General features: G+C 66.3%; 25 protein-coding genes. 3 read left to right on the forward strand and 22 right to left on the reverse strand.

Annotated features, from left to right (window positions below; translation table 11 throughout):
* Window positions 1–91: 91 nt before the first annotated feature.
* Entirely contained in the window at window positions 92–988 is an 897-nt protein-coding gene (locus J0O65_RS25845; protein ID WP_215409988.1) for an SMP-30/gluconolactonase/LRE family protein, read from the reverse strand.
* Window positions 989–1,002: 14 nt separating this feature from the next.
* The gene (gene pgi, locus J0O65_RS25850) at window positions 1,003–2,679 is read right to left on the reverse strand and encodes a glucose-6-phosphate isomerase (RefSeq protein ID WP_502793598.1); all 1,677 of its coding nucleotides are present in this window, start codon (window positions 2,677–2,679) and stop codon (window positions 1,003–1,005) included.
* Between the two features lie 323 nt (window positions 2,680–3,002).
* Here pgi and edd point away from each other — a divergent pair, with 323 nt between their 5' ends.
* The 3 genes from edd to J0O65_RS25865 all read left to right on the forward strand — a co-directional run bounded on the left by edd (window position 3,003) and on the right by J0O65_RS25865 (window position 6,125).
* A complete protein-coding gene (gene edd, locus J0O65_RS25855) occupies window positions 3,003–4,916 on the forward strand; it encodes a phosphogluconate dehydratase (protein ID WP_215409989.1) in 1,914 nt (637 codons plus the stop codon).
* Between the two features lie 3 nt (window positions 4,917–4,919).
* A complete protein-coding gene (gene eda, locus J0O65_RS25860; RefSeq protein WP_215409990.1) occupies window positions 4,920–5,549 on the forward strand; it encodes a bifunctional 4-hydroxy-2-oxoglutarate aldolase/2-dehydro-3-deoxy-phosphogluconate aldolase in 630 nt (209 codons plus the stop codon).
* Between the two features lie 63 nt (window positions 5,550–5,612).
* Window positions 5,613–6,125, forward strand: coding sequence for a Rhs element Vgr protein (locus J0O65_RS25865; protein ID WP_215409991.1), 513 nt, complete (start codon window positions 5,613–5,615; stop codon window positions 6,123–6,125).
* Window positions 6,126–6,133: 8 nt separating this feature from the next.
* Here the strand turns inward: J0O65_RS25865 and J0O65_RS25870 are convergent, their stop codons facing one another.
* From J0O65_RS25870 to J0O65_RS28320, 20 genes are all read right to left on the reverse strand, one after another.
* Window positions 6,134–7,150, reverse strand: coding sequence for a LytR C-terminal domain-containing protein (locus J0O65_RS25870; protein WP_215409992.1), 1,017 nt, complete (start codon window positions 7,148–7,150; stop codon window positions 6,134–6,136).
* A 13-nt stretch (window positions 7,151–7,163) separates the two neighbouring features.
* Window positions 7,164–8,114: a type II secretion system F family protein gene (locus tag J0O65_RS25875; protein WP_215409993.1), complete on the reverse strand. Its 951-nt coding sequence runs from the start codon at window positions 8,112–8,114 to the stop codon at window positions 7,164–7,166.
* A gap of 19 nt (window positions 8,115–8,133) precedes the next feature.
* Entirely contained in the window at window positions 8,134–9,108 is a 975-nt protein-coding gene (locus J0O65_RS25880; protein WP_215409994.1) for a type II secretion system F family protein, read from the reverse strand.
* A gap of 10 nt (window positions 9,109–9,118) precedes the next feature.
* A complete protein-coding gene (locus J0O65_RS25885; protein WP_215409995.1) occupies window positions 9,119–10,486 on the reverse strand; it encodes a TadA family conjugal transfer-associated ATPase in 1,368 nt (455 codons plus the stop codon).
* Window positions 10,487–10,523: 37 nt separating this feature from the next.
* On the reverse strand, window positions 10,524–11,675 hold the full coding sequence (locus tag J0O65_RS25890; RefSeq protein WP_215409996.1) for a CpaE/TadZ family protein: 1,152 nt from the start codon (window positions 11,673–11,675) through the stop codon (window positions 10,524–10,526).
* A 22-nt stretch (window positions 11,676–11,697) separates the two neighbouring features.
* Window positions 11,698–12,216, reverse strand: coding sequence for a TadE/TadG family type IV pilus assembly protein (locus J0O65_RS25895; RefSeq protein ID WP_215409997.1), 519 nt, complete (start codon window positions 12,214–12,216; stop codon window positions 11,698–11,700).
* A 10-nt stretch (window positions 12,217–12,226) separates the two neighbouring features.
* On the reverse strand, window positions 12,227–12,694 hold the full coding sequence (locus tag J0O65_RS25900) for a TadE family protein (protein ID WP_215409998.1): 468 nt from the start codon (window positions 12,692–12,694) through the stop codon (window positions 12,227–12,229).
* A gap of 7 nt (window positions 12,695–12,701) precedes the next feature.
* Window positions 12,702–14,249, reverse strand: coding sequence for a pilus assembly protein TadG-related protein (locus J0O65_RS25905; protein ID WP_215409999.1), 1,548 nt, complete (start codon window positions 14,247–14,249; stop codon window positions 12,702–12,704).
* 46 nt (window positions 14,250–14,295) lie between these two features.
* The gene (locus J0O65_RS25910; RefSeq protein WP_215410000.1) at window positions 14,296–14,583 is read right to left on the reverse strand and encodes a hypothetical protein; all 288 of its coding nucleotides are present in this window, start codon (window positions 14,581–14,583) and stop codon (window positions 14,296–14,298) included.
* A 9-nt stretch (window positions 14,584–14,592) separates the two neighbouring features.
* On the reverse strand, window positions 14,593–16,194 hold the full coding sequence (locus J0O65_RS25915; protein WP_215410001.1) for a type II and III secretion system protein family protein: 1,602 nt from the start codon (window positions 16,192–16,194) through the stop codon (window positions 14,593–14,595).
* 22 nt (window positions 16,195–16,216) lie between these two features.
* Window positions 16,217–17,065 (reverse strand): Flp pilus assembly protein CpaB, encoded by an 849-nt coding sequence (gene cpaB, locus J0O65_RS25920; protein ID WP_215410002.1) that lies wholly within the window; start codon window positions 17,063–17,065, stop codon window positions 16,217–16,219.
* Window positions 17,062–18,408, reverse strand: coding sequence for a DUF8689 domain-containing protein (locus tag J0O65_RS25925; RefSeq protein ID WP_215410003.1), 1,347 nt, complete (start codon window positions 18,406–18,408; stop codon window positions 17,062–17,064). Before J0O65_RS25925 ends, cpaB begins: the two co-directional genes overlap by 4 nt.
* 33 nt (window positions 18,409–18,441) lie before the next feature.
* Entirely contained in the window at window positions 18,442–19,062 is a 621-nt protein-coding gene (locus J0O65_RS25930; RefSeq protein ID WP_215410004.1) for a methyltransferase family protein, read from the reverse strand.
* Between the two features lie 40 nt (window positions 19,063–19,102).
* A complete protein-coding gene (locus J0O65_RS25935) occupies window positions 19,103–19,690 on the reverse strand; it encodes an A24 family peptidase (RefSeq protein ID WP_215410005.1) in 588 nt (195 codons plus the stop codon).
* Window positions 19,687–20,757, reverse strand: a complete 1,071-nt coding sequence (locus J0O65_RS25940) for a phosphatase PAP2 family protein (protein WP_215410006.1) — start codon at window positions 20,755–20,757, stop codon at window positions 19,687–19,689. The genes J0O65_RS25935 and J0O65_RS25940 overlap by 4 nt, the downstream gene beginning before the upstream one ends.
* A complete protein-coding gene (locus J0O65_RS25945) occupies window positions 20,754–20,927 on the reverse strand; it encodes a Flp family type IVb pilin (protein ID WP_215410007.1) in 174 nt (57 codons plus the stop codon). The genes J0O65_RS25940 and J0O65_RS25945 overlap by 4 nt, the downstream gene beginning before the upstream one ends.
* A 95-nt stretch (window positions 20,928–21,022) precedes the next feature.
* Window positions 21,023–21,193 (reverse strand): Flp family type IVb pilin, encoded by a 171-nt coding sequence (locus J0O65_RS25950; RefSeq protein ID WP_215410008.1) that lies wholly within the window; start codon window positions 21,191–21,193, stop codon window positions 21,023–21,025.
* 76 nt (window positions 21,194–21,269) lie between these two features.
* Complete coding sequence (locus J0O65_RS25955; protein WP_215410009.1) at window positions 21,270–21,416, reverse strand: hypothetical protein; 147 nt, start codon at window positions 21,414–21,416, stop codon at window positions 21,270–21,272.
* Between the two features lie 255 nt (window positions 21,417–21,671).
* The gene (locus J0O65_RS25960; RefSeq protein WP_251373998.1) at window positions 21,672–22,373 is read right to left on the reverse strand and encodes a response regulator; all 702 of its coding nucleotides are present in this window, start codon (window positions 22,371–22,373) and stop codon (window positions 21,672–21,674) included.
* Entirely contained in the window at window positions 22,370–24,037 is a 1,668-nt protein-coding gene (locus tag J0O65_RS28320) for a sensor histidine kinase (protein WP_215410010.1), read from the reverse strand. The genes J0O65_RS25960 and J0O65_RS28320 overlap by 4 nt, the downstream gene beginning before the upstream one ends.
* Window positions 24,038–24,163: the final 126 nt, after the last annotated feature.

Below are 24,163 nucleotides of genomic sequence, written 5' to 3' on the forward strand. Positions count from 1 at the left end.
CCAAGGTCGAAAAGCCGGGGGCAGACCCCCGGGGGGGGGCGACGGCACAAGCCCCTGAGTTGGCGGCATTGAGGGTCTGACCCCGGTATTATTACGCCTGGTACGGCGTTTCCGGCTGGCCCGCCACGTCCACGCGCACGGACAGCACGTGGCCCGTCAACGGATAGTTGGCAATTTCCTCGGCCGAGCGCTTATGGCTGGCGCTGGTGATGTACAGGGTGCGCAGGTCCGGGCCGCCAAACGTCACCATGGTGGGGCAGCGCACGGGCACGGCGATTTCGCCCAGCAGGTGGCCATCGGGCGCGAAGCGCAAGATCTTGCCGCCTTCAAACATGGCCGACCAGTAATTGCCTTCGCTGTCGACGGCCGCGCCATCGGGGCGCCCGCCGTAATCAAACGCTTTCTTGTCCGTGGAAAAACGCTGGAACGGCTGCGGCGCGGAAATGGCGCCCGTCGCCGCGTCGAAATCGAAGCGGTCGATGCGGTGCGTGGTGGTATCTGCGTGGTACATGCTGCGCTTGTCCGGGGAAAAGCCCAGGCCGTTCGACACGGTCATGCCGCCCGACCAGACCTTGCGTACATTGCCCTTTTCCAGCACGAACATTTCCGCCGCATCGGCGCTGCGCGGCTCGAAGATGGTGCCGACCCAGAAGCGGCCTGCCGGGTCGACCTTGCCATCGTTGAAGCGCGTGGTGGCCATGTCGAACGGCGCCGGGGCGATTTCCGCCAGGCTGCCCGTCTTCGTGTCGAGGTGGGCGAAGCCGCTGCGCAAGGCCACGATCAGGCCGCCGCCCGCATTGATGGCCAGCGCCGACGGTTCCGTCGGCATGCTCCACTGCTCATGCTTGCCGCTGGCCGGGTGCAGCTTGTGCACGGCGCGGCCATCGATATCGACCCAGTACAGGGCCGCTTCCTTGCCATGCCATAGCGGGCATTCGCCCACTTGCATGGCTTTGTCGCTGACGACTTTGATTTCGTAAATATTCATAAACCTCAATTAAGTTAATACGCCGCCTTGGCGGCTTTCGCCAGGGCAATCAAACCATTGGTCGAGCTGTCGTGGTGGTCGGGGCGGGCTTCGCCCGTCAGTTCTGCCTGGATTTTCTTCGCCAGCACCTTGCCCAGTTCCACGCCCCACTGGTCGAAACTGTTGACGTTCCACAAGACGCCCTGCACGAAGGTCTTGTGTTCGTACAGCGCGATCAGGGCGCCCAGGGTGGTCGGGGTCAGCTGGTCCATCAAAATGGTGTTGCTGGGGCGGTTGCCGGGGAAAGTCTTGTGCGGCACCAGCGCTTCGATCTCGCTGTCCGGCAAGCCCTGCGCCTGCAAGTCCAGCCGCACTTCCTCGCCCGTCTTGCCCGTCATGAAGGCTTCCGACTGGGCGAAGCAGTTGGCCAGCAGGGCGTCGTGGTGGCCCGGCAAGTCGTGCGTGGCGCGCAGGGCGGCGATGAAGTCGATGGGCGTGACGTCCGTGCCCTGGTGCAGCAGCTGGAAATATGCATGCTGCGCATTCGTGCCGCAATCGCCCCAGATGACGGGACCGGTCGGCACGTCGACGAGCACGCCATCCTTGGTGACCCGCTTGCCGTTGCTTTCCATGTCCAGCTGTTGCAAGTAGGCGGCAAAGCGGCTCAAGTCCTGGTGATACGGGGCGATGGAAACGGAGCCGCAGTCGAGGAACTGGCGGTTCCAGAAGCCCACCATGGCCAGCACCACGGGCATGTTCTGTTCCAATGGCGCCTGGCGGAAGTGCTGGTCCATCGCATGCGCGCCGGCGAGGAAATCGCTGAAGTATTCGAAGCCGACCGATAGCGCCACGGCCAGGCCGATCGAGGACCAGACGGAATAGCGGCCGCCGACCCAGTCCCAGAACGGGAACATATTGTCCGGCGAAATGCCGAAGTCGACGATGGCTTGCGTGTTGGTCGAGACGGCCACAAAATGCTGGGCCAGATCCTTTTCTTCGCCTTCGAGCAGGAACCAGGCGCGCGCCGTGTTGGCGTTGAGCATGGTTTCAGCCGTAACAAAAGTTTTCGACGCGACGATGAACAGCGTGGTTTCCGGATCGACTTTCGATAAAGTCGCTTCCATGTCGTGGCCGTCGACGTTGGACACAAAGTGCATTTCCAGGCCCGGGTTGGCGTAGGAGCGCAGGGCCAGGCACGCCATTTTCGGGCCCAGGTCCGAGCCGCCGATGCCGATGTTGACGATGTCGCAGATGGGCTTGCCCGTGTAGCCGAGCCAGCTGCCATTGCGCACCTGGTCCGTAAACGCCTTCACGCGTTGCAGTACATCTTGCACGTCGGCATCGATATCCTGGCCATCGACGACCAGCTTGGTGCCGCGCGGCGCGCGCAAGGCGGTATGCAGAACGGCCCGATGTTCGGTAAGATTGATTTTCTCGCCGGTAAACATGGCTTCGCGCTGCGCTTCCACGCCGCGTTCGCGGGCCAGGTCCATCAGCAGGCGCATGGCGGTGGCGTCGACCCGGTTCTTCGAGTAATCGAGCAGCAGGCCGGCCGCATCGACCGTCATGCCGGCAAAGCGCGCCGGGTCGGCCGCGAACAGCTGGCGCAGGTGGACTTCGCGCAGGCTGGCACTGTGCGCTTGCAGGGACTGGAAACTGGCGGTGGCGGTGATGGCGGGAGTAGGTACTGGCTGGCGCATGGCGGTCGGCATGGGTGCTTGTTTCGGTTGAAAGGGGTGTGGCGCGTTCGCCGTGGCGAACGGGGTGCCGGCGTTGATACGAGAATAATACATCAGAAAAACGTAATTTCACTACAGTTTGTGGCGCGGAGCTGATTTTGTCGTGCTTTTTTTAGCGATTGCGCCAGTGTTATATAAGAGATGGCTTGGCGGGTGCGGATACCCGATATTGCCCGGGTTTGCTTTGACAAGGCGCAATCCGTGGCTTATTTGTGTTGTCGGCCCATGCAAGAGTGCTTCCTCTTCATCATTTTGTAGTAAAATTTCACGAAATACTCATTTTTAAGGAAATCCATATGGCGCTGCATCCAGTAGTCGAATCCGTAACAGCGCGCATCATCGCGCGCAGCCGGCCATCGCGCGGCGCCTATCTGGCGCATCTGGATGCGGCCCGCATCCAGGGCGTGCAGCGCGGCGCCCTGTCGTGCACCAACCTGGCGCACGGCTTTGCCGCCTTTCCCGCCAACGACAAGCTGTCGCTGAAGGAATACAAGAAGCCGTCCGTGGCCATCGTGTCCTCGTACAACGACATGCTGTCGGCGCACCAGCCCTTCGAAGGCTTCCCGCAGCTCATCAAGCAAGCCGTGCGCGAAGTGGGTGCCGTGGCCCAGTTCGCCGGCGGCGTGCCCGCCATGTGCGATGGCGTGACGCAAGGCCAGCCCGGCATGGAACTGTCGCTGTTCTCGCGCGACACCATCGCCATGTCGACGGCCGTGGCGCTGTCGCACAATATGTTCGATGCCGCCCTGTACCTGGGCGTGTGCGACAAGATCGTGCCGGGCCTGCTGATCGGCGCGCTGCATTTCGGCCACTTGCCGGCCGTCTTCGTGCCGGCCGGTCCGATGACCTCCGGTTTGTCGAACCAGGAAAAAGCCAAGGTGCGCCAGCTGTATGCGCAAGGCAAGGCGACGCGCGAAGACTTGCTCGAAGGCGAGTCGAAAGCCTACCACGGCGCCGGCACCTGTACCTTCTACGGTACCGCGAACAGCAACCAGATGCTGATGGAAGTGATGGGCCTGCACTTGCCGGGCGCCGCCTTCATCACGCCGAACACCCCGCTGCGCGATGCGCTGACCAAGGCGGCCGCCCAGCGCGCCGCCGTCATCACGGCCCAAAGCGGCAGCTACTTGCCGGTCGGCCATATCGTCGACGAGAAATGTATCGTCAACGCCGTCGTGGGCTTGCTGGCCACGGGCGGCTCGACCAACCACACCCTGCACCTGGTGGCCATCGCCAAGGCGGCCGGCATCGTCATCGACTGGAACGATTTCAATGAACTGTCGGCCATCGTGCCGATGCTCACGCGCATCTACCCGAACGGCGACGCCGACGTGAACCATTTCCACGCGGCCGGCGGCACCGGTTACCTGATCCGCGAACTGCTGGACGCGGGCTTGCTGCACGACGACGTCAACACCATCCTGGGCCACGGCTTGCGCGCGCACTGCATGGAGCCGTTCCTCGGCGAAGACGGCAAGGTCTTCTGGAAAGACGCGCCGGCCGCCAGCGCCGACGAGAACGTGCTGCGCCCCGCGTCGAACCCGTTCGCACCGGACGGCGGCATGGTCCTCGTCGCGGGCAACCTGGGCCGCGCCGTGATGAAGGTCTCGGCCGTCAAGCCGCAGCACCGCACGGTGGAAGCGCCGGCGCTGGTGTTCAATTCGCAGGAAGATTTCATGGCCGCCTACAAGGCGGGATCGCTGGACCGCGACTTCGTCGCCGTGCTGCGCTTCCAGGGCCCGCGCGCCAACGGCATGCCGGAACTGCATGCGCTGACCCCGGCGCTGGCCAACCTGCAGGATGCGGGCCGCCACGTGGCGCTGGTCACCGATGGCCGCATGTCGGGCGCGTCGGGCAAGGTGCCGGCCGCCATCCACGTCTCGCCTGAAATCCTCGCCGGCGGCCCGCTGGGCCTGGTGCGCGACGGCGACATCATCCGCCTCGACGCCTTCACCGGCGTGCTCGAGGCGCTGGTGCCGGCCGACGTCTGGCACGCCCGTTCGCTGGTCACGGCCGATTTGTCGCCGAACCACGTCGGCATGGGCCGCGAGCTGTTTTCCATGTTCCGTTCCACCGTCAGCGCGGCGGAAGAGGGTGCCACCACCTTCGGCCTGCCGTCGCCGATTCCCACCACCGTCGCCTTGCACGACGCCGACAATGTCGGTGATACCGTACCGGGTTCCGATGAAGACTTTTTGGCTAGGAAATAAGAGATGACCATGACACTACTGGAAATTATGCGCACCTCGAGCGTGATCCCCGTGATTGCGATCGACGATCCTGAACATGCCGTACCGCTGGCGCGCGCGCTGGTGGCGGGCGGCATCCGCGTGCTGGAAGTCACCCTGCGCACCAGGCACGGCCTGGAAGCGATCCGCGCCATGTCGGCCGTGCCGGGCGCCATCGTCGGCGTCGGTACGCTGACCCGTCCCGAGGAATTCGCCCAGGCGCGCGACGCGGGCGCCGTCTTCGGCGTCTCGCCAGGCCTGACGCCGGCCCTGGTGGCGGCGGCGAAAAGCAGCGGCCTGCCCCTGTTGCCGGGCGTGATGACGCCGGGCGAAGTGATGGCGGCGCGTGAGAACGGCTTCCAGCAGCTGAAACTGTTCCCGGCCGTGCCGGCGGGCGGCATCGGCATGCTCAACGCGATCTACGGCCCGCTGCCGGACATCACCTTCTGCCCGACGGGCGGCATCTCGCAAGAGACGGCGTCGCAGTTCCTGGCGTGCAAGAACGTCGCCTGCGTGGGCGGCTCGTGGCTGACGCCGAAAGACGCGATCGCGGCCGGCAACTGGGACCGCATCACGGAAATCGCCAAGGCAGCCAGCGGCCTGCGCCTGGTTTAAGCGGTATCTGCGCGGCAGGCTTGCATGCCTGCCGCGCTTTCCTCCCTATTCTTTATGCGCATCTTGCGCCGCCCCCTCACCATCGGCGAAACCGCCATGGCCCGCAGCGTCTTTCAGGACGCCATCGACTACGCGCGCGTGCGCGTCGTGCGCGGCTCCTTCCTCCCGTTCGGCTTGCAGGACCAGAACACGGCGATGACGCCGCGCGGCAGCCTGCATTTCATGCCGGCCCAGTACCGCGACGATTTTTCCCGCGAAGGCAACGGCGGCAAGCTGTTCTTCATTCACGAGATGGTGCACGTGTGGCAGTACCAGCTCGGCTACAGCGTGCTGCTGCATGGCGCGCTGCTGGCGCTGTGCGGCGGCTACCTCCGGCAGCGCGCCTACCGCTACGATGCGCAGGCCGGCGGCGTCCTGTCCGATTTCAACATGGAGCAGCAGGGCGACATCATCGCCCACTATTTCGGCGCGCGCCAGCTGGGCATTCCCGCCCACGTGGCGAAGCTGCCGCAGCTGCAGGAGATCCTGCAAGGCTTCCTGCTCGACCCCGCCGACCGCCGCCTGCTGCCGCGCTGACGCCTGCGTCACGGAGGCGTGTTCGACGCCAGGCGCACGTCCGGCGCGCGCAGGCTGGCCGCCGCATCCTTGCCCAGCAATAGACGCAGGTCGGCGCCCGCGCCGATGCCGCCGTCGTCCGCCGCTTGCAGCTGCGGCATGCCGCCCAGGGCCAGGGCCAGGGCGGCGGCCGCCTGCGCATGGCCGGGACGGTAGATGATGTTGCTGGCCTGGACACCGTACGGCCGCTGGTTGCCCAGCCGTAGCACGCTGATGCCCATGCCGCCCAGCATGCCGCGCATGCGCGCCGCCATGCCCGTTGCGCCGTTGCCGTTGATGACTTCCAGCCGCGGCAGCGGCGCCGCCGGCGCCACCGGTTTTGCCAGCACCGGCAAGGCGGCGTGCAGCGCCACGGGAGCGTCGCGCCAGCTCAGCGCGAAGATATTCGGCTGCAAGCGCGTCAGCTGCAAACGGCTGGACGGGACCGTTGGCGCGGGCGCCGGCGCCAGGTCGGGCACGATGGCTTGCGCGGTGACGTCGACGGTGCCGATGCTGCGCGCCAGCGCCGCGATGGCCAGTTCCAGGTTGGCGCGCGCCGGCTGCTGGCCGTTGTCGAGCTGCAGCGACTGGCGCAGCACGCTCGCCGCCTGCGCATACTCTCCCTGCAGGTACAGCACGTAGCCGAGGTTGTTGTACGTCCTGGCCGTCGGCGCTTCCTGCGCCAGCGCCTGCAGCATGCTGCGCGCCGTCTCCAGCTGGCCCAGCTGCGCGTGCAGCACGGCGGCGCCATTGCGCGCATCGGGCGAGTCGGGCTCAAGCAGCAGGGCTTCACGGTAGGCGGCCAGCGCCGCGCGCGCGTCTCCCAGTGCCTGCAGGCGCTTGCCCAGCTTGCAGAAAGCGGCCGTGCGGGTGGCGCGACTGTCATCGTTGCGCGCCTGGGCCGGCGCGGCAAGATTGCCCTGGCTGGCCGGGCCGGGCAGGTGGCCGCATGCGGGCAGCAGGCCGGCGCAGGCCAGCATGAACATCAGGGTGGTGGACTGTGACATGGCGGTTCTCCCATCAGTTGCCGCTGCCCATGCTGGGCAGGAGCACGCGGTAGATTTGCAGGAAGGCTGGTCCCATCAGGACGACCAGCAGCGAAGGGAAGATGAAGAAGATCAGCGGGAACAGCAGCTTGAGGGCGATCTTTGCCGCTTCTTCCTCGGCCATCTGGCGCCGCTTGGTGCGCAGCTGGTCCGACTGCACGCGCAGCGAGGCGGCGATGCTGGTGCCGAAGCGCTCGGCCTGGATCAGCATGGCCACCAGCGCGTCGACATCCTCGACGCCCGTGCGTAGTGCCAGGTTGCGCAGCGCCCGCTCCTTGGTATTGCCGGCGCGCAGTTCCAGCATCACCAGATGCAGTTCCTCGGCCAGCACGGCGCTTTTCAGGGCGATTTCCGCCGCCACGCGGGCCAGCGCCGCATCCATGGCCAGGCCCGCTTCCACGCATACCGTCATCAAGTCCAGGGCATCGGGAAAGCTTTCGAAGATATCGCGCTGGCGCCGCTTGATCATTTGCTGCAGGACAAAGTTGGGCAGGTAGTAGCCGACGGCGGCCACGATCAGCAGCCAGAACAGCAGCGCCTTGCCGGCCATCTGGCTGCCCGAGGCGCTCAGTCCCAGGAACAGCAGCAGGGGCAGGCCGATGGCCAGCATGGTCTTGGCGGAAAAGAACAGGATGGGCGCCGACGCCTGGCGCAGGCCGGCATTCATGAAGCGCCGGCGCATCACGGAGCCTTCCCAGCCCTGGTCGGGCAGCGACAGTTTGGCCAGCGGGCCGCTCAGGCGTACCATGCGCGCCAGCCAGGGGCTGGGCGCGGACGATGCGCCGGGCGCCGCCGCGCTCTTGCCGGTGGCGTTGTCCATGCGCTGGCGCAAGGGATCGGGGGCAAAGCTGCGCATGGCCACCAGCACGGTGCCGAAGACGGCGATGAAGAGCAGGGCGAGAAAGGCGATATGCACGGGATTCATGAGGGTTCTCCTAGCGGAATCAGACGCGGATGCGGATGATATTGCGCATGACCAGGACGCCGCACACCATCAGCAGCAGGGCGCCGACGAGCATCTTGCGTCCGCCCGGATCGACGAACAGCATTTCCAGGAACTGCGGATTGGTCAGCTGGATCATGGCCGCCGCGCCGAAGGGCAGCAGCGACAGGATCCAGGCCGACAGCTTGCCTTCGGCCGACAGCACGCGCACCTGTCCCAGCAGCTTGATGCGCTCGCGGATGATGCGGCTGATGCTGTCGAGCAGCTCGGCCAGGTTGCCGCCCGTTTCCCGCTGGATCAGCACGGCGATGACGAAATAGCGCAAGTCCGTGCTGGGCACGCGCGTGGCCAGGTTCATCAGGGCGTCCTGCATGGCGATGCCGAAATTGACTTCGTCGAAGGTGGCGCGAAATTCCACGGCCAGCGGCGCGTTCATTTCATCGCCGACCATTTTCAGGGCGGTGGGGAAGGCGTGGCCGGCGCGCAGGGCGCGCGCCATCAGGTCCAGCGCATCGGGCAATTGCTGTTCGATGCGCTGCAGGCGCTTGGCCTTGGCGCGCAAGACCACCAGCAGCGGCAGCAGGGCCGCGCCGGCCACCAGCGGCAGGCGCAGCAGCCACGGCACGCTGAAGTAGCTGAACAGCAAAAACGCGGCGCCGGCCGAGGCCAGCATCACGCCGGCGAAGCTGGCCACGCTCCAGCTCAGGCCCGACTGTTCCAGCAGGCGGTCGAGCGCATGCACGCGGGGCACGCTGAGCAGCACGCGCTGCAGCGCCGGGGTGTCGCTGAGCAGGCGCTTCTTGATCATCGAGCTGCCCGCGTCGCCATGCGCGCCGGCCGACATGATGCGCAGGCGGCGCGCCACCCTTTCCGCTTCCGGGCCGCGCGAGGTGTTCCATGCCAGGTACAGGCCCTCGATCAGCAGCACCACGGCGATGAAGGTGAGGATGGCGAATACGTAATAGAGATAGTCCATGATGCTCCCCTTAATGGTACTGGCGGGCGGGATCGAACAGGGTTTCCGGCAGGCTGATGCCGAAGGCGCGCAGGCGTTCGAGGAAATGCGGCCGCACGCCGCTGGCATGGAAATGTCCCTGCACCGTGCCATCCTCGCCGATGCCCGTCTGGCGGAAGGTGAAGATTTCCTGCATGGTGATCATCTCGCCCTCCATGCCCGTGATTTCCTGGATCGAAATGATCTTGCGCTTGCCGTCCGTCAGGCGTGCCACCTGCACCACCACGCTGATGGCGGAGCTGATCTGCTGGCGCATGGCCTTCACGGGCAGGCCCGCCGAGGCCATGCTGATCATGTTTTCCAGCCGCGTCAGCGCGTCGCGCGGGGTGTTGGCGTGGATGGTGGCCATCGAGCCTTCATGGCCCGTGTTCATGGCGCCCAGCATGTCGAGCGCCTCGGCGCCGCGCACCTCGCCCAGGATGATGCGGTCCGGGCGCATGCGCAGCGCGTTGCGCACCAGCGCGCGCTGCGTCACTTCTCCCTTGCCCTCGATGTTCGCGGGCCGCGTTTCCAGGCGCACCACGTGCGGCTGCTGCATCTGCAGCTCGGCCGCGTCCTCGATGGTGACGATGCGTTCGGCCGTGCTGATGAAACCGGAAATCGCATTGAGCATGGTGGTCTTGCCGCTGCCCGTGCCGCCCGAGATCAGGATATTGACCTTGGCCTTGCCCAGCGCCTGCAGGGTGGTGCTCATTTCTTCCGTCAGGCTGTGCTTGAGCATCAGGTCGGCCAGGCGCAGGGGCTGGGCCGAGAAGCGCCGGATCGACATCACGGGGCCGTCGATGGCCAGCGGCGGGATGATGGCGTTCACGCGCGAGCCGTCGGGCAGGCGCGCATCGACCATGGGGCTCGATTCGTCGATGCGCCGGCCCACGCGCGAGACGATCTTGTCGATGATCTTCATCAGGTGGGCGTCGTCGGTGAAGCAGACGTCGCTCAGCTCCAGGCGGCCATGGCGCTCGACGTACACCTGGCGGTAGGTGTTGACGAGGATATCGGACACGCCGGGATCGGCCAGCAGCGGTTCGAGCGGGCCGAAGCCAAGCACCTCGTCCTGGATGTCGCGGATCAGCGAGCGCCGTTCCAGCTCGTTGATCACGACATTGTCCTCCGTGAGCACGTCGCTGACGAGGAGCTTGAGTTCTTCGCGGATCTGTTCGCGCGACAGGCGCTGCATGCCTTCCAGGTCGACGCGGTCGAGCAGCGCCTGGTGCGTGCGGTGCTTGAGTTGCTGGTAGCTCTGGCTGGCTGCGCCCTGGTGCGCGGCATCGTCGTTCAGGCTGGCGTCATCCTGGGCATAGCCCAGGCGGTCCCGCAGGGTGAGTTTTTCGGCAGTCATGGTCGGTCTCCGGTGAATGGGGTATCTGGTTGGCGCCTCAGGTGCGCGCCAGCAGCCGCGCCACCCAGCCTTGCGCGGCGGGCGGGGTTTCGCCGGCCAGGCTGGCGGCCAGTTCCTGCAGCGCGCGCGAGACGGGATTGTGGGGCGCCAGCTTGAGGATGGGCACGCCTTGGCTGACGGAGGCCGCCACGCCCTCGTAGTGGTTGGGGATGGACTTGTAGACGTGCTTGCCATATGCCGCCTCCAGGTCGGCCACGCGGATGCTGTCGCTGCTGGCATAGCGGTTCAGGATCAGGCGGATCTTGTCTTCGCGGTAGCCGAGGCCGCGGAACACGTCGAGCAGGCGCTTGCCGTCGCGCACGTACGGCAACGTTGCCTGCAGCACGGGGAAGATCAGGTCGGCCCGGTCCAGCGCGCGCACGCTGACGGCATCGAGGCCGCGTCCCACGTCGAGCAGGATGTAGTCGTACTGGCTGCGCGCCAGGGTCAGCAGCCGGTCGATATGCTCGGCTTCGACGTCGGCCGCATGGGCGGGATCGTCGGCGGCGGCCAGCACGCTGTAGGCGGGCGTGATCTGGATCATGCTGGCGCTGAGCAGCGAGGCGTCGAGACGCACGATCTGCTGCGACAGCTGCGACAGGGTGGTGGCCGGCTTGTGGTCCGAGACGAACAGGGCGGCGTCGCCGAACTGCAGGTTCAGGTCGAACAGCGCCACCTTGCGCTGCTCGCCGGCGGCCAGCGCGTAGCCGAGGTTGGCGGCGATGAAGGTGGCGCCGCTGCCGCCCTTGCACGAGACGAAGGCCAGCACCTGGCCCTTGCGCGTGACCTGCTTTTGCAGCTTGTCCTCGATGCGGCGCAAGGCGGCAAACAGGGCCGCGTCGTCGTCCGGCGGCAGCACTTCGCGCACGCCGGCGCGCATCGAGCGCAGCAGGAATTGCGGGCTTTGCTGCGGACATTGCACGATGATGGCCAGGTTCGGATGGCGGCCGCCCAGCAGCTCCAGCCGTTCCAGCTCGTCCTCGCCGATATGCTCCTGCTCCAGCAGCAGCAGGTCCGGCGTGACGCCGTTGTCAAAGACATCCGGTATGCTCGCCAGCAGGGCGACGCGGTCGGCCGCGCTGCGTTCGCGCAGCAGGCGGGTAAGCCGCTTGAGCTGGGCTTCATTCTTCGAGACGATGACGATATTCACTTGGTACTCCCGGTAAAGGCGTTCAGTTGATCTGGAAGCCCAGGCTTTCGGCGTGCATGACCACGACCGAGGCGGGCAGGGCGATGTTCAGGAAACCGAACAGGCTGACCATCGGCGTGTAGCTGACGTTGTCGATCGATACGCGCACGCTGTCGATGCAGCTGGCCGTGCGCGTGTTGTCGCCGCAGGCCGACAGGTTGTCGCCCGGATCGAGCGGCGGCAAGGTCACCTCGGCGCCGCTCTTGTTCAGGTAGCGGATGGTGATGTTCGCGGCCGTGACTTCGGGTGCTGCCGGCAGGGCCGTGCCGCCGAACAGGGCCAGCGTCTTGACGGTGTCGGTCTGGTCGATCCAGCGCACCACCGCTTCGCGCGCGGCGCGGCGGCTCACTTCCTGCACCGTGTTGTACAGGTACAGCAGGCGGCCGAATTCGAGGATGCCGAACAACAGGGTGAAAAACAGCAGCGCCACCAGGGCGAATTCGACGGCGGCGGCGCCGCGCTGGCGGCCAGTCCGGGGGGCGGGTGGAAGGCGGTGGCGCATGGCGTTCTCCTTACAGCATGTAGCGCATGGTGGTGCGCGGTGCGAGCGGCGTGGCATAGGTGCTGGCCGCGCCGATCACGAAGGGCAGATACTGGCCCACCGACAGCGTGTAGTTGACGACTTCGACGCGGATGCCGCCCGGCGCCGTGCCATCGGTGCAACTGCTGTCGTTGAAGCTCGCGTCCAGGCAGGTGACCGTCACGTTGGCCGTGGTGAAGTCGCCGATGCCGGCGCTGGTGGCCGCATCGACCACCGTCTGCCTGGCCGCCGGCACGCCCTGCGAGGCGATGCCGGCCTTGGCCTTGACGGACATGTTGCGCGCCGCGTCGCGCGTGGCCTTGGTCAGCGCGTCGTAGTACCAGAAGGCGCGGCCGAAGCCGAAGATGCCGGCCAGCAGGGTCACCAGCAAGGCCAGCACGATGCCGAATTCGACGGCGGCGCCGCCGCGCTGCCGGAGAGGGGAGTTGGGGGTACGCATGGCCGCCTCACTTGTAGAGTTTGATTTCGGAATTCGGCACGGGCTCGATCAGGCCCGCGAACTCGACGTCGAGGCGCTTGGTGCCGCCGCTGAAATCGGCCTTCATCGTCATGAAGAATTTGCCGATGCCCACCGCATTCATGGTGCCGCAGGAGGACGGTCCCACGGGCGCCGTGCGGCAGTCGACCAGCACCACGTTCAGGATGCGCCGGTTGCGCTGGCCCGGATGGGCCACCGAAGGCGCCTGGAACGTCGGGCCGCTGGTCTGGTTGTACGGCGACGGCGGCGTGCCGACGGGGAAGGAGGCGCCCGCGCTGACGGGATAGCTGGCCGTGTCGAAGTAGTTCGCCTTGGCCGTGCTGTACATGGGATTGGCGTTGGCGTCCGCGACGCTGTAGGCCGCGCCGGCCTTGGCTGGCGTGGCGCCATTGCTTTGGTAGGCGGGGCCGTACGACCACAGCACGCCGTAGCCGGCGAACTGCGCCTGGGCCGCCGTCACGGGCGTCGTGAAGGTCGGCGGCAGGCGGTAGTTCGGCTTGCTGCCAGCCAGGCTGACCGACTGCTGGCTGGGCAGGGTGCTGGCGCCTGGCTGCATCCAGCCGGTGGGCGGCGAGTTGGCGGCGCTGGCGGCGCACGGCGACGCGGCGCCCACGCATGGGTATTGCTTGATGTTGGTATCGGGCGGCGCCGACACGGGGTCGCACACGGAGGGCGAGGAATAGTCGTCAAAGCGCGAGTTGAGCGAGGCGGCCAGCGAGGCCGTCATGCCCGTGTTGGTGTAGACCTGGCCCGTGCCGCTGGTGATGACGGCGCTGCTGCCCGTGCACATGAACGGCGCGGTGGCGCTGGCGCTCGAATGCGAGGCGCTGCAGCTGCCGGGCGGGGCATCGACCGGGTTGATCAGGTAGGGATCGGACGGGCCGCCCAGCGGATTGAGGCCGAACAGGTTGTAGGTGACGCCGCGGCGAAAGCCGAATTCCACCAGTTCCGTCAGGCCGGTGCCGGCCGGCGCGGCCGGATATGTGTATTGCGCCGTCTTGTTGGCCGGGTCGACGGCGCACACGCCGATCGGCGTGACGTCGTTGACGAAGCGGCCCGCCACGGCCACGCCCGAGGTGCTGGTGCTGGCGATGCCGGCGATGCCCATCAGGTAGGTGGCGAAGGTCTTGCTGCCCGTGTCGACGCGGATGAAGGTCTGGCCTTGCGGACTGGTGCGGGCGCTGGCGCCGGACGACCAGGGGCCGTCAGGACTGGGGCCGAAGCTGATGTTGGCGGCCGTGATGGTCAGGGGGGTGGAAAAGTCGTAGCGGTTCTTTTGCGCGATGGCGATGGCCTTGGCCTGCGCATTGTCGATGCCGGCCGCGCTCTGATTGAGTTCCACGGCGCCGGCCAGGGCGGCGCTGTCGGCGCCGTTCTGCAGCTCCGTCTTGGCGATGTACAGGTGGCCCAGGTCCAGCACCAGGCCGCCCATGGCAAACAGCACCACCAGGGTCAGTCCCAGCACGATGGCGATCGCGCCCTGCTGCTTGTCGTGCCTGCGGAATGCGGTGTTCATGGCGGTCTCCTGATGGCCTGGGGGAAGTGCGTCGCGGGACTGGCGCCTACTGGCGTCCGCCCACGCCGATGGTGAAGACATTCGGTTGCGGTTCCGGCGCCGCGAACGATTTCTGGTAGCGCTGGTAGGCGCTGGCGCCGGCCTTGCCGTCGATGCCGCTGACGGGGTTGGCATTGCGGTAGGCGTCCGGATACATGATCTGCTGCGCCTTGAGCAGGGCCACCGATTCGCCGAAGTGCGAATCGAGCACGGGCGTGGTGGTGGCGGCGCAGCCGGCCAGCAGCGACAGCAGCGACAGCAGGGGGGCGCAAGGCAGGCAATGGGCGGTTTTCATGGTGTTCTCCTATTTGAGGTCGAAGCCGGCGGGAGCGGGCTGGGGCGCGGCCGCTTGCGGCTGCATGGGGGCCGATGGTGCCGGCGCCGCGGCGGGGACCGGTGCGTCGCCTTCCATTTTTCCCTGCATGAACATGTCGCCGCGCGTCGGCTGGATGTAGCCGTCGGTGGGCAGCTTGTAGTCGGCCGGCAGCGGCTTGACCAGGTGCGGCGTGATGATGAAGACCAGTTCCGAGCGGTCCGTCTGGAAGTCCGTGCTGCGGAACAGGGCGCCCAGCACGGGCACTTCGCCCAGGCCTGGCAGGGCCTTGATATTGCTGGTCACGTTGTTCTTGATCAGGCCGCCGATGGCGAAGCTCTGGCCGTCGAACAGCTGCACCGTGGTGGTGGCGCGCCGCGTCGTGAACGAGGGCAGCACGGCCGTGGCCGAGATGCCGGTGGCGGTGATGCCGATGCCGTCCTTGTTCAGGTCCGACACTTCCGGCGCCACCTTCAGGTTGATGCGTCCGCCATCGAGCACGGTGGGGGTGAATTTCACGGCCACGCCGAACTCCTTCTCCTCCAGCGTGATGGTGGGCACGCCGCCATTGTTGGTCTGGCTGACGGGAATGAAGATCTTGCCGCCGGCCAGGAAGCTCGCCTCCTGGCCGCTGATGGCCATGATGTTCGGTTCGGCCAGCACCTTGATCAAGCCATCGCGTTTTTGCGCGTCGAGGTTGAAGAAGTTGTTCTTGCTGGCGCCGCTCAAGCCGCTGGGATTGTTGCTGAGCAGACTGGACAGCAGCGAATACGACCAGCTGCCGATGGTCTTGTTGATGCCCAGGCTGGCGCCCAGCTGGTCCACCAGCACCTTCGACACTTCGGCCACCTTCACTTCCAGCATCACCTGCTGCGGCGCGGCGATCGACAGCAGGTTGATCACGCGCGGCATGGCCGCATCCGGCGCGGCGGCGGGGGCGGGAGCGGCCGCGCCTGCGCCTGCGGCTGGCGTGGCGCCGGAGGCGGCGCCGCCGCTGCGGGCGCTGCGCTGCACGTAGGCATTCGCCAGCGACAGGGCCTGCTCGGCCTTGACGACATCGCTGACCATGCCCGACAGGATCAGGGTGTCGCCCGCCACCGTGACGTTGATCTTCTCGTTCGGCAGCAGCTCGGCCATGCGTGCCTGCAGGCTGCTGCTGTCGATGCCGACGGCCAGGTCGATGATGGTGGCGTCATTGCTCTTGTTCCACAGGATCAGGTTGGTGGTGCCGACGGAGCGTCCCAGCAGATAGACCTCGGTCGGATTGAGCAGGATGACGTCGGCGATGCGCGGGTCGCCGACGGACATGCGGCTGGCGGCGAACGGCAGGCGCATCAGGGTGGACTTGCCCTCGGCCAGGCTCATTTGCGGCGCCATCTCGGTGCGGCCGGCGCGCGATTCGCTTTGCGGCGGCGTGGCCTTGGGGCGGGCGGCGGCCCGGCCGCTCCTGGCGTTGCCGGTATCGGCGGCAGCGGCGGTGGCGGCAGCGGCGACGGGTTCGCCGCGTGCCTGGGGCGCCAGGGCGCCGATCATGGCGAGGGCAAGCGCCAGGCTGAGTACCCGGCTTTCGCTTGCTGTGCAATATGTGCTCATGGCATGACTCCTCTGGTGCAGGTTAGAATTGTTGGGAGCTGCGTTCCAGCCCCTTGATGACATCGACGCGGGTGCCCGCTTGCGGCGCCGGAGCCGTGACGACGCGGCGGCGCGGGGCAGGCTTGGGCTGCGCCGTGGCGGCGGGGGCGGCTGCGGCGACTTTTTCATCGAGCAGGCTGCTCTTGGTGGCGCCCTCCGTGTTGACCGGCTTGTCCTCGATCTGATTGCGCAGCACCAGCGACAGGGTGCCCACGCTGCGCGCCAGGTCGAGTTTTTCCGCCTGTTCCGGCGTCAGCTCCAGGGTCACGGCGTTGACCACCTTGGGCTTGGTGTCGTCGCGGTTCGATTCCTGGGCGATGGCCAGCACGAGGATGCGTTCGAGCACGATCTTGGAAATATTCGGATCGCGGTCCGGCGTCTTGCGCGCCCCTTCGCCCTGGGTGTTGACGAGGATGTCGACGAAGTTGCCAGGCAGGGCGAAGCCGGCCACGCCCACCACATCGTTGACGCGCACGGTCATGGCGCGCTTGCCCTCGGCGACGACGGCCGACAGGCCGCCTTGCGTGCCGGGAGGCGCCAGCTTGCCTTCCATGATCGGTTCGCCGTGCTGGATGCTGGTGCGCGTGACGCGCGTTTCCAGCAGTTTCGGATCATTGATGGCGCCCGGCGGCAGCGCGTTCGATGGCCAGTCGACCATGCGCACCATGTCGGGCGAGATGCGCGCGCCCAGGCTGATGTCGACCTGGGCCACGGCCACCTTGTTGATGTTGCCCGAGGCTTGGGCATTGATCCAGCGCGCGGCCACGATGACCGCGGCGAACGCCAGGATGACCGCGATGGCCATCATCGTCAGTGCGCGTGCGTTTCTCATTTTGCTTCCCCTTTGTGCTGGACCGCTGCCGGTCCGTTATGTGTGCTTGCAAGATCGTCATCGCTGCCGAAATAGTTTTTCCATGCCCACAGCAGTACTTCCGGCGACAGCTGCGCCGCGTGGTCTTCATAGCGCGCCTGGTCGCACACCTGCGCCAGGATGTCGCGCGGGTAGCAGGCCAGCAAGGGCCGTCCGTACTGGCTGTGCAGGTGCAGCAGGTAGGTGTACGCGGCTTCGTCGAAATTGATGCCCAGCTGGGCGCAGGTGCTGCGGAACACGGCCAGGTAGTGGTAGGCGCTCAGCGGTCCCACGTGGATCTTGTAGCCGATGCGGCGCAGGAAGGAGTCGTCGGCCAGGTGCTGCGGCGCCAGGTTCGAGGAAAACACGACGATGACGTCGAAGGGCACGGGGAACTTGTAGCCCGTGTGCAGCGACAGGTAATCGACGTGGCGCGCCATCGGCACGATCCAGCGGTTCATCAGCTCCACGGGCGAGCAGCGCTGGCGGCCCAGGTCGTCGATGATGAAGATGCCGTTGTTGGCCTTCAGGTGCGGCGGCGCCTGGTACAGGCGGGTGCCCTGGTCGAATTGCAGGTCGAGCATGTCGAGCGTCAGTTCGCCGCCCGTCAGCACGGCGGGGCGCTCGGCGCGCACCCAGCGGGGATCGGACGGCACGGGGCCGCTGCGCGACAGGGTGTGCAGCATGGGATCGAGGAAGGGCAGCACTTCGCCGTCGACCATCACGGCATGCGGCAGGGCGATGGCGCCGCTGAGCAGGCCGTTCAGGCGCTCGGCCAGGTAGCTCTTGCCGCTGCCGGCGGGGCCGTGGAAGAACAGGGCGCGCCCGGAATTCATGGCCGCGCCCAACTGGTCGAGCACGGCCGAACTGGCCACCACGTCGCGGAATTCGCGCTGCACGTCGTCGCGGGTGACATGCATGTCCGCCACGCTTTGCGCCAGCACCTGGTTGCTGTAGTCGGCCAGCGTGACGGGGGCGGGACCGCTGTAGGCATTGCGGCGCATGTACTCGGCGGCGCGCAGGCGGCCCTGGTCGCCCAGCATGTAGTACAGGTCGGCGTCGGTGCCGCTGCCGCCGTTGCGGCGCGCTTCGCACAGTTTTTCGGCGCGCATGAAGGTGAGCAGCGGTTCGAGCACGCCGGCGCCCAGTTTCACGTGCGTCGACAGGGCGGGCAGGCCGATCTGGCCGCGCAGGAAGAGTATCTTGACCAGCAGTTCGACCAGGAACAGGAAGGGCAATCCCGTTTCCTCGACCGTGCGTGGCGCGCGTTTGAGCGCCGGCTCGACGCCGCCGCCGTCGCTGCGTTCTGGATAAGTGTCAGGCATGATAAGTGCTCCTCTTGCTCGGGTGGTCGGATATCAGAAGATGAAGGGCAGCAGGCGATACTTCACCTGGCGCATGTAGACGCGATAGCGCACGTCGGTGGACAGGAAACGCTCTTCGCGCAGCAGGCGCGCCACCAGCATCGAGATCGTCGCCACATAGGTGACGGTGTTGGCGGGCGAGGTATTGGCCAGCAGGTAGCCGCTCAGGGAAATCAGGTAGCTGGCATACAGCGGATGGCGGATGACGCGGTAGACGCCGCCCGTCTTGATCTCGCGCTGCGCCGCCACCAGGCCGAAGCTGCGGTTGAGCGACAGCAGTCCGGCGATCTGCAGCAGGCTGCCGACGGCCAGCAGGTAGCGCGCGCCGGGCCAGATGGCCATGTCGGATGGCGCGAAGAGGAAGGGGGCGAAGGTGGCGCCGATGGCCAGCAGCCAGTCGCCCGCATCGGTGGAGACGCTGACGGGAGCCGAACGCACGATGAAGAACAGGGCGGCCAGGGTTTCGGCGGCGCAGAACAGCAGATAGCTCCAGTCGCCGCTGTGCAGGTAGCCCACTACATGGGCGCTGGCGAAGAACGTCCACAGGCCGGCCATGGCGATGCTGGTGAGCAGGCTGGCGTAGCGGGAGTGGCAGAGGGTGGCGAAGGTGTGCATGGTCGGGTCCTGGGGTGGCTGGTTGTCGGAGCGGCGCTTCTCAGCGCAGGCTCCACAGGTGGGTGTAATGCAGGAATACCTGCAGCATGGTGCCGCTGGCGATGGCGAAGGCGTAGGCCAGCTTGCCGGTGGCCGGCGGCGGTTCGGCGATCGTGGCGGCGCCGCCCGCCAGGCTGTGCAGCAGCGCGCCCAGCATCATGTGATAGGTGTTTTTCAGCACCTGGCGCAGGCGCTGGCCTGCCAGCGCGGCGGCCAGGGCCAGCACGCCGCCGCACAGGAAGGTCAGCAGCACCGCTTCCAGCACGGCGTCGGGACCGAGGAAGGCGCCGCACATGGCCATCAGCTTGACGTCGCCGGCGCCCAGGGCGCGCAGCAGGTGCATGGGCAGCAGCAGGGCCAGTCCGGCGGCGGCGCCGGCCAGCGCCTGCAGCGGTCCCAGGCCGCCGAAGGCGGCGTCGAACAGGCCGTTACCTGGCGGCACGAAGCTGTTCAGGATCAGTCCCGTCAGCGTGCCCCACAGTACCAGCCGGTTGGGGATGCGGCGCGTGCGCAGGTCGTGCCACAGGGCGGCGGCGAGCAGGCTGGCCAGCACTGCCAGGCACAGCAGCATGGGCAGGTGGGCGTTCATGATGCCACTCCTCCCTTGCTCATGCAGGGCACCGTGGCCACGTGCATGGCCGGTGCCGCAGCCTGGCTGCCCAGCAACCGTCCCACCAGATGCCACACCAGCGCCGCGCCGGCCGCGCCCACATAGCCGTCGAGCGCATAGTGCCAGCCCAGGTGGATGGAGCCGAGCAGGATCAGCACGGCGAAGGCGGACAGGGAGAGCCCGGCGGCGCGGCTGACTTTCCAGCCCATGATCGCCATCAGCACGGCCGTGGCCACATGCATGCTGGGCATGGCGGAGATGCCCAGTTCGCCTTTGGCCCCCTTGCTTTGATAACCTTGCCACAGCAGGTCCTGCACTTGCAGGGCCCAGACAGGGACGTGCTGGTTGGCGTCGCGCAGGTAGGCCATCAGCGGCGCATACGGATCGCTGCTGTGCAGGTGGCCGTAGTAGCAGGGGCCGACCGAGGCAAACAGCACGGCCAGGACGCTGCCCAGAATGATCCAGGTCAGGGCAAAGCTGAGCAGGAACTGCATGCGCAGCAGCGGACGGCGCGTATCGAGGATGAGCCAGTACAGGATGGCGTAGAACAGGAAGAACCAGAAGTGGTAGCTGAAGTTGAGCAAGCCCGTGACCAGCGGGTGGCCCAGCAGCGGCTGCAGCCTTTCCCATGGCGCCATGCCGCCATGCAGCGCGACATCCCAGGCGGACAGGGTGGTATCCCAGGTGTAGGGATGCAGGCGCGGGATGGCGCCCTTGAAGACGGTGAAGCTGGAGGCGAAGACGGGGATCAGCAGCATGGCCGGCAGCGCGTGCAGCAGGCGCTCGTTGCTCAGGTAGCGGCGCAGATCGTGGTACAGATAGTGGCACAGGCGGTGCGGACGTTGCATCACCATGACGTGGATGGTGTAGCCGCACAGGATGAAGACGGGACCCGTGAGGATGGCGACGAAGAAGCCGGCCAGCACGTTGAGGGTGTCCGGGATGCTGGGCAGGCCGCCGGCCAGCAGCGTCGCCGCGGCGGCGTACGGCAGCACGATCAGCAGCAGGGCGCGGTGGGTGCGCAGCGAGGCGCGCAGGGCGTTCATGACAGGGCCAGGACCACTTGGTCCTTGACATAGATAAACAGCAGCTTGACCTGGTCGCCGAGCACGGTGATCGTGATGACCAGCACGACCGCGATCAGGCCCGCCAGCAGCGCGTATTCGATTGCTGTGACTGCCGATTCGTCGGATAAACGGCTGAAGAAAGATTTCACGATGGGCCTCGCTGTGCGTTCGTCAAGGTGGGCGTGCCGGGGATGCGGGGAAAAGGTGTCCGGGCCGCGCCTGGGCCGGCCCGGACAGCACCGCCTCAGTTTGCGGCGGTGAGTTTGGAGCCGATGGTGCTGAAGGTTTTTTTCAGCTGCGTGCCGACGATGGTGATGGCGGCGATGATCACGACGGCGATCAGGGCGGCGATCAGGCCGTATTCGATTGCGGTGACGCCATCTTCTTCGCGGATAAAGTTTTTGATGAGGTTCATGACAACTCCTGGTGGTGGTTAAGGTACAACGGTGGATAAAACGACATGACAACTGTGCTGCTGCTTTGCGCTGGCGTCATGGGCTTTCGCCCAGTGCCAGCAATCCGATGATGCAGATCACCGCCATGAGGGCCGCCACCAGGGCATAGCGGTAGAACGCGGCCTTTTCCTTGCCCTGCAAATAGGTGATCAGGGCTGTCGGAAGAAACTTGTCAAGGCGCATGCTGTGCTCCGTGTCGTGGTGGGCTGCGCGGTAATCTGCACTCCGGTAACACCACTATAGAATTTGCCAGCTTGATCTACATCAGAAGAACATCCTTTTATTGCAAGGAGGAACTGCTTGTTTTTTTCGTGACAATTGTCATGGTCGAGTTCGACGCACGGGGGGCGACGGCCATGCCGGTGGCTGGCGAGCGATGCGGGAGGGGAGGGGGGAGAGGCAGGCGCGGCCGTGCGGTGGCCGCGCGGTGGGGGCGTGTCAGGCGCCGGGCGGCAATTGGCCCAGCTGGTGCTTGGTGGCGTAGGCGTACAGTTCCAGGCGGTTATACACGCCCAGCTTGCGGTAGATCGACGTCAGGTGATTGCGCAAGGTGTGTTCGGAGATGAACAGCTGGTCCGCCAGCAGCTTGGCCGGCGTGCCGCTGCCTTGCACCAGCGCGGCGATGACTTTTCTTTCCTTCATCGTCAGGCTGGCGATGGCGATGGCTTGCGCCGAGCCGCCGCCGGGCTGGGTCAGCTGCGTCAGCATGCGTCCCAGCATCGCGTGTTCCAGCCACAGCTCGCCCTGGTACACCTTCTCGATGGCCTTCAGCACCATCTCCGCCGGCGCATCCTTGCTGACGATGCCGCGTGCGCCTTTCAGCACCGCCTGGTCCAGGATGGCCTGGTCGTGGCTGGCCGTCAGCACCAGCACGCGCGTGTTGCCGCACTGCGCCAGTGCGGGCAGGATGGCCAGCGAGCTGATGCCGCCCAGGTCCAGGTCCAGCACGATCACATCCGGTTGCAGCGCCTTCGCCTGCTCCAGCGCCTCGGCGCTGTCGGACGCCGTGGCGAGCACGCGCATGCCCGAGTGCTCGCCGCCGATCAGCCGCTCAAGGCCCCACAGCATGGTCTTGTGATCGTCCACCAGCATGACGCTGATGACATGGCTGGGCGCTGGCATGTGGCGGTTGTCATTCATATGGGGATCTCGATCTGTACGGAGGTGTTGCCCAGCATGCCATGCGTGACGCGGGCCGTGCCGCCCAGGGCGGCGGCCCGCTCGGCCAGCGAGTCGGGCAGGAAGTCGGGCACGTGCGTGGCGGCGCATTCGTTGTCGATGCTGATGTGCAGCGCGCCCTGCACGCAGGTCAGCTTGACGGCGCCGTGGCGCGCCGACGTATGCTTGCGGATATTGCTCATGCCTTCGTTGACGATCTGGAACACCTCGGCCGCCAGGCGGTCGTTGATGTGCAGGTCGCCTTCGATATGCAGGGCGATGTCGATGCCATAGAATTCGCGGATCTGCGTGGCCTGGCGGCGCAGCGCGACCAGCAGTTCCGGCTCGCTTTGCACCTGGCCGTTCTTGAAGGTGCGCGCGTAGCTGCGCAGGTCGGCGATCACCTGGCCCGACATGATGATCAGTTTTTCCAGCTCGGGCAGCAGCGGGTTGCCCGGCGTGGCTTCGTTGCGCAGGGCGGCCAGGCCATGGCGCAGGCCGATGTACGGCTGCACGGCCGTGTCATGCAGGTCGCGCGCGATCTTTTCGCGCTCGCGCGAGGCCGCCTGCGACGCCAGGCGGTCGAGCAGATCGATGTTTTCAATGACGGGAAACGCCTGCGCGCCTATATGGCTGAGAAACAGGGCATCCGTCTTGCTCATGCTGGTGGCGGACACGATAAAGATGCGGCCTTTGCCATTGCGCAAGGGCAGCGGCGCGCTGATGAAGGCGTGCGCTTCGAGCAGTTCGGCCAGGCGGGCGCCTGCCGCGTCGTCATGCCGCAGCCAGCGCCCGCTGTCGGGCTCAAGCATGCGCGCGCCGCCTGTCCATGGCAGCCAGCGGCCGGCGGGCTGGTTGTACAGGGCGATTTTATCGAGCGGGAAAGCGAGCAGGGGGCTGGCCGCGTCGTCGCTGAGCAGCGAACTGGTATGCACGACGCCCGTGCCCGTTTGAATCACGCTGCGCAGCGACCAGACCCGCGTGCCCTTGTCCTGCATGATCAGCAGGCAACTGCGGCCGTTGAAATAACTGCGGGTCTTTTCCAGCACCGAGGTGATGGTCTGGTCGACGCCGAAGCGGGGATTGGACAACTGGCTGACATCGCGCAGCAGCGCCAGGTGGCTGCGCTGCGTGATGGCCGAGCCGCCCCAATAGGCGATCATGTAGCCGAGCGCCAGCAGGAAGGTGGTGCGCAGCAGCAGGCGCGACAGTTCCGCCCCCGTTTCGCCGAACAGGGCGGTGGCGGCGAACAGGCCGGCCGAGGCCAGGGTCACGCGCGCGCCCTCCTCGAAGCCCCGCTGGAACGACGAGGTCAGGATGGCAAAGAAAAAAAACAGGAAGAATAAATTGTTGTGGCTGCTGGTGGAAAAGACGATCAGCGCATACCAGGCCACGTCCAGCCAGTACAGCAAGATGTCCTGCGGCAGGCTCAAGCCCAGCACGGCCAGCACGTAGAGCAGCAGGCTGTGCATGGTGTAGGCGGAAAAGATCAGCCAGGTGATCTTGCTCAGCTTGCCGGCGCTTTCGGGGTCGATGAACAGGGTCAGCAAGGTGGCGCTCGACAGCAGCAGGCGCATGCCGTTCACCATGGTCGTATCCATGCCGGCACCCGGCAAGCCGGATCTGAGGGGAGGATCGAGATTCACAAGCGCTCCTGGCCATGTCCCGCATGGAGGGGGCCATGCGCAGGGATAGATACCACAGACAAATTCTTGTTGTTGTTGCTGCAATCAGCTACGAGTCTACGCATCCGCCGTAAAGATGTCTACTGG

This window comes from Janthinobacterium sp. JC611, assembly GCF_018682595.1.
Classification (GTDB): domain Bacteria; phylum Pseudomonadota; class Gammaproteobacteria; order Burkholderiales; family Burkholderiaceae_D; genus Janthinobacterium.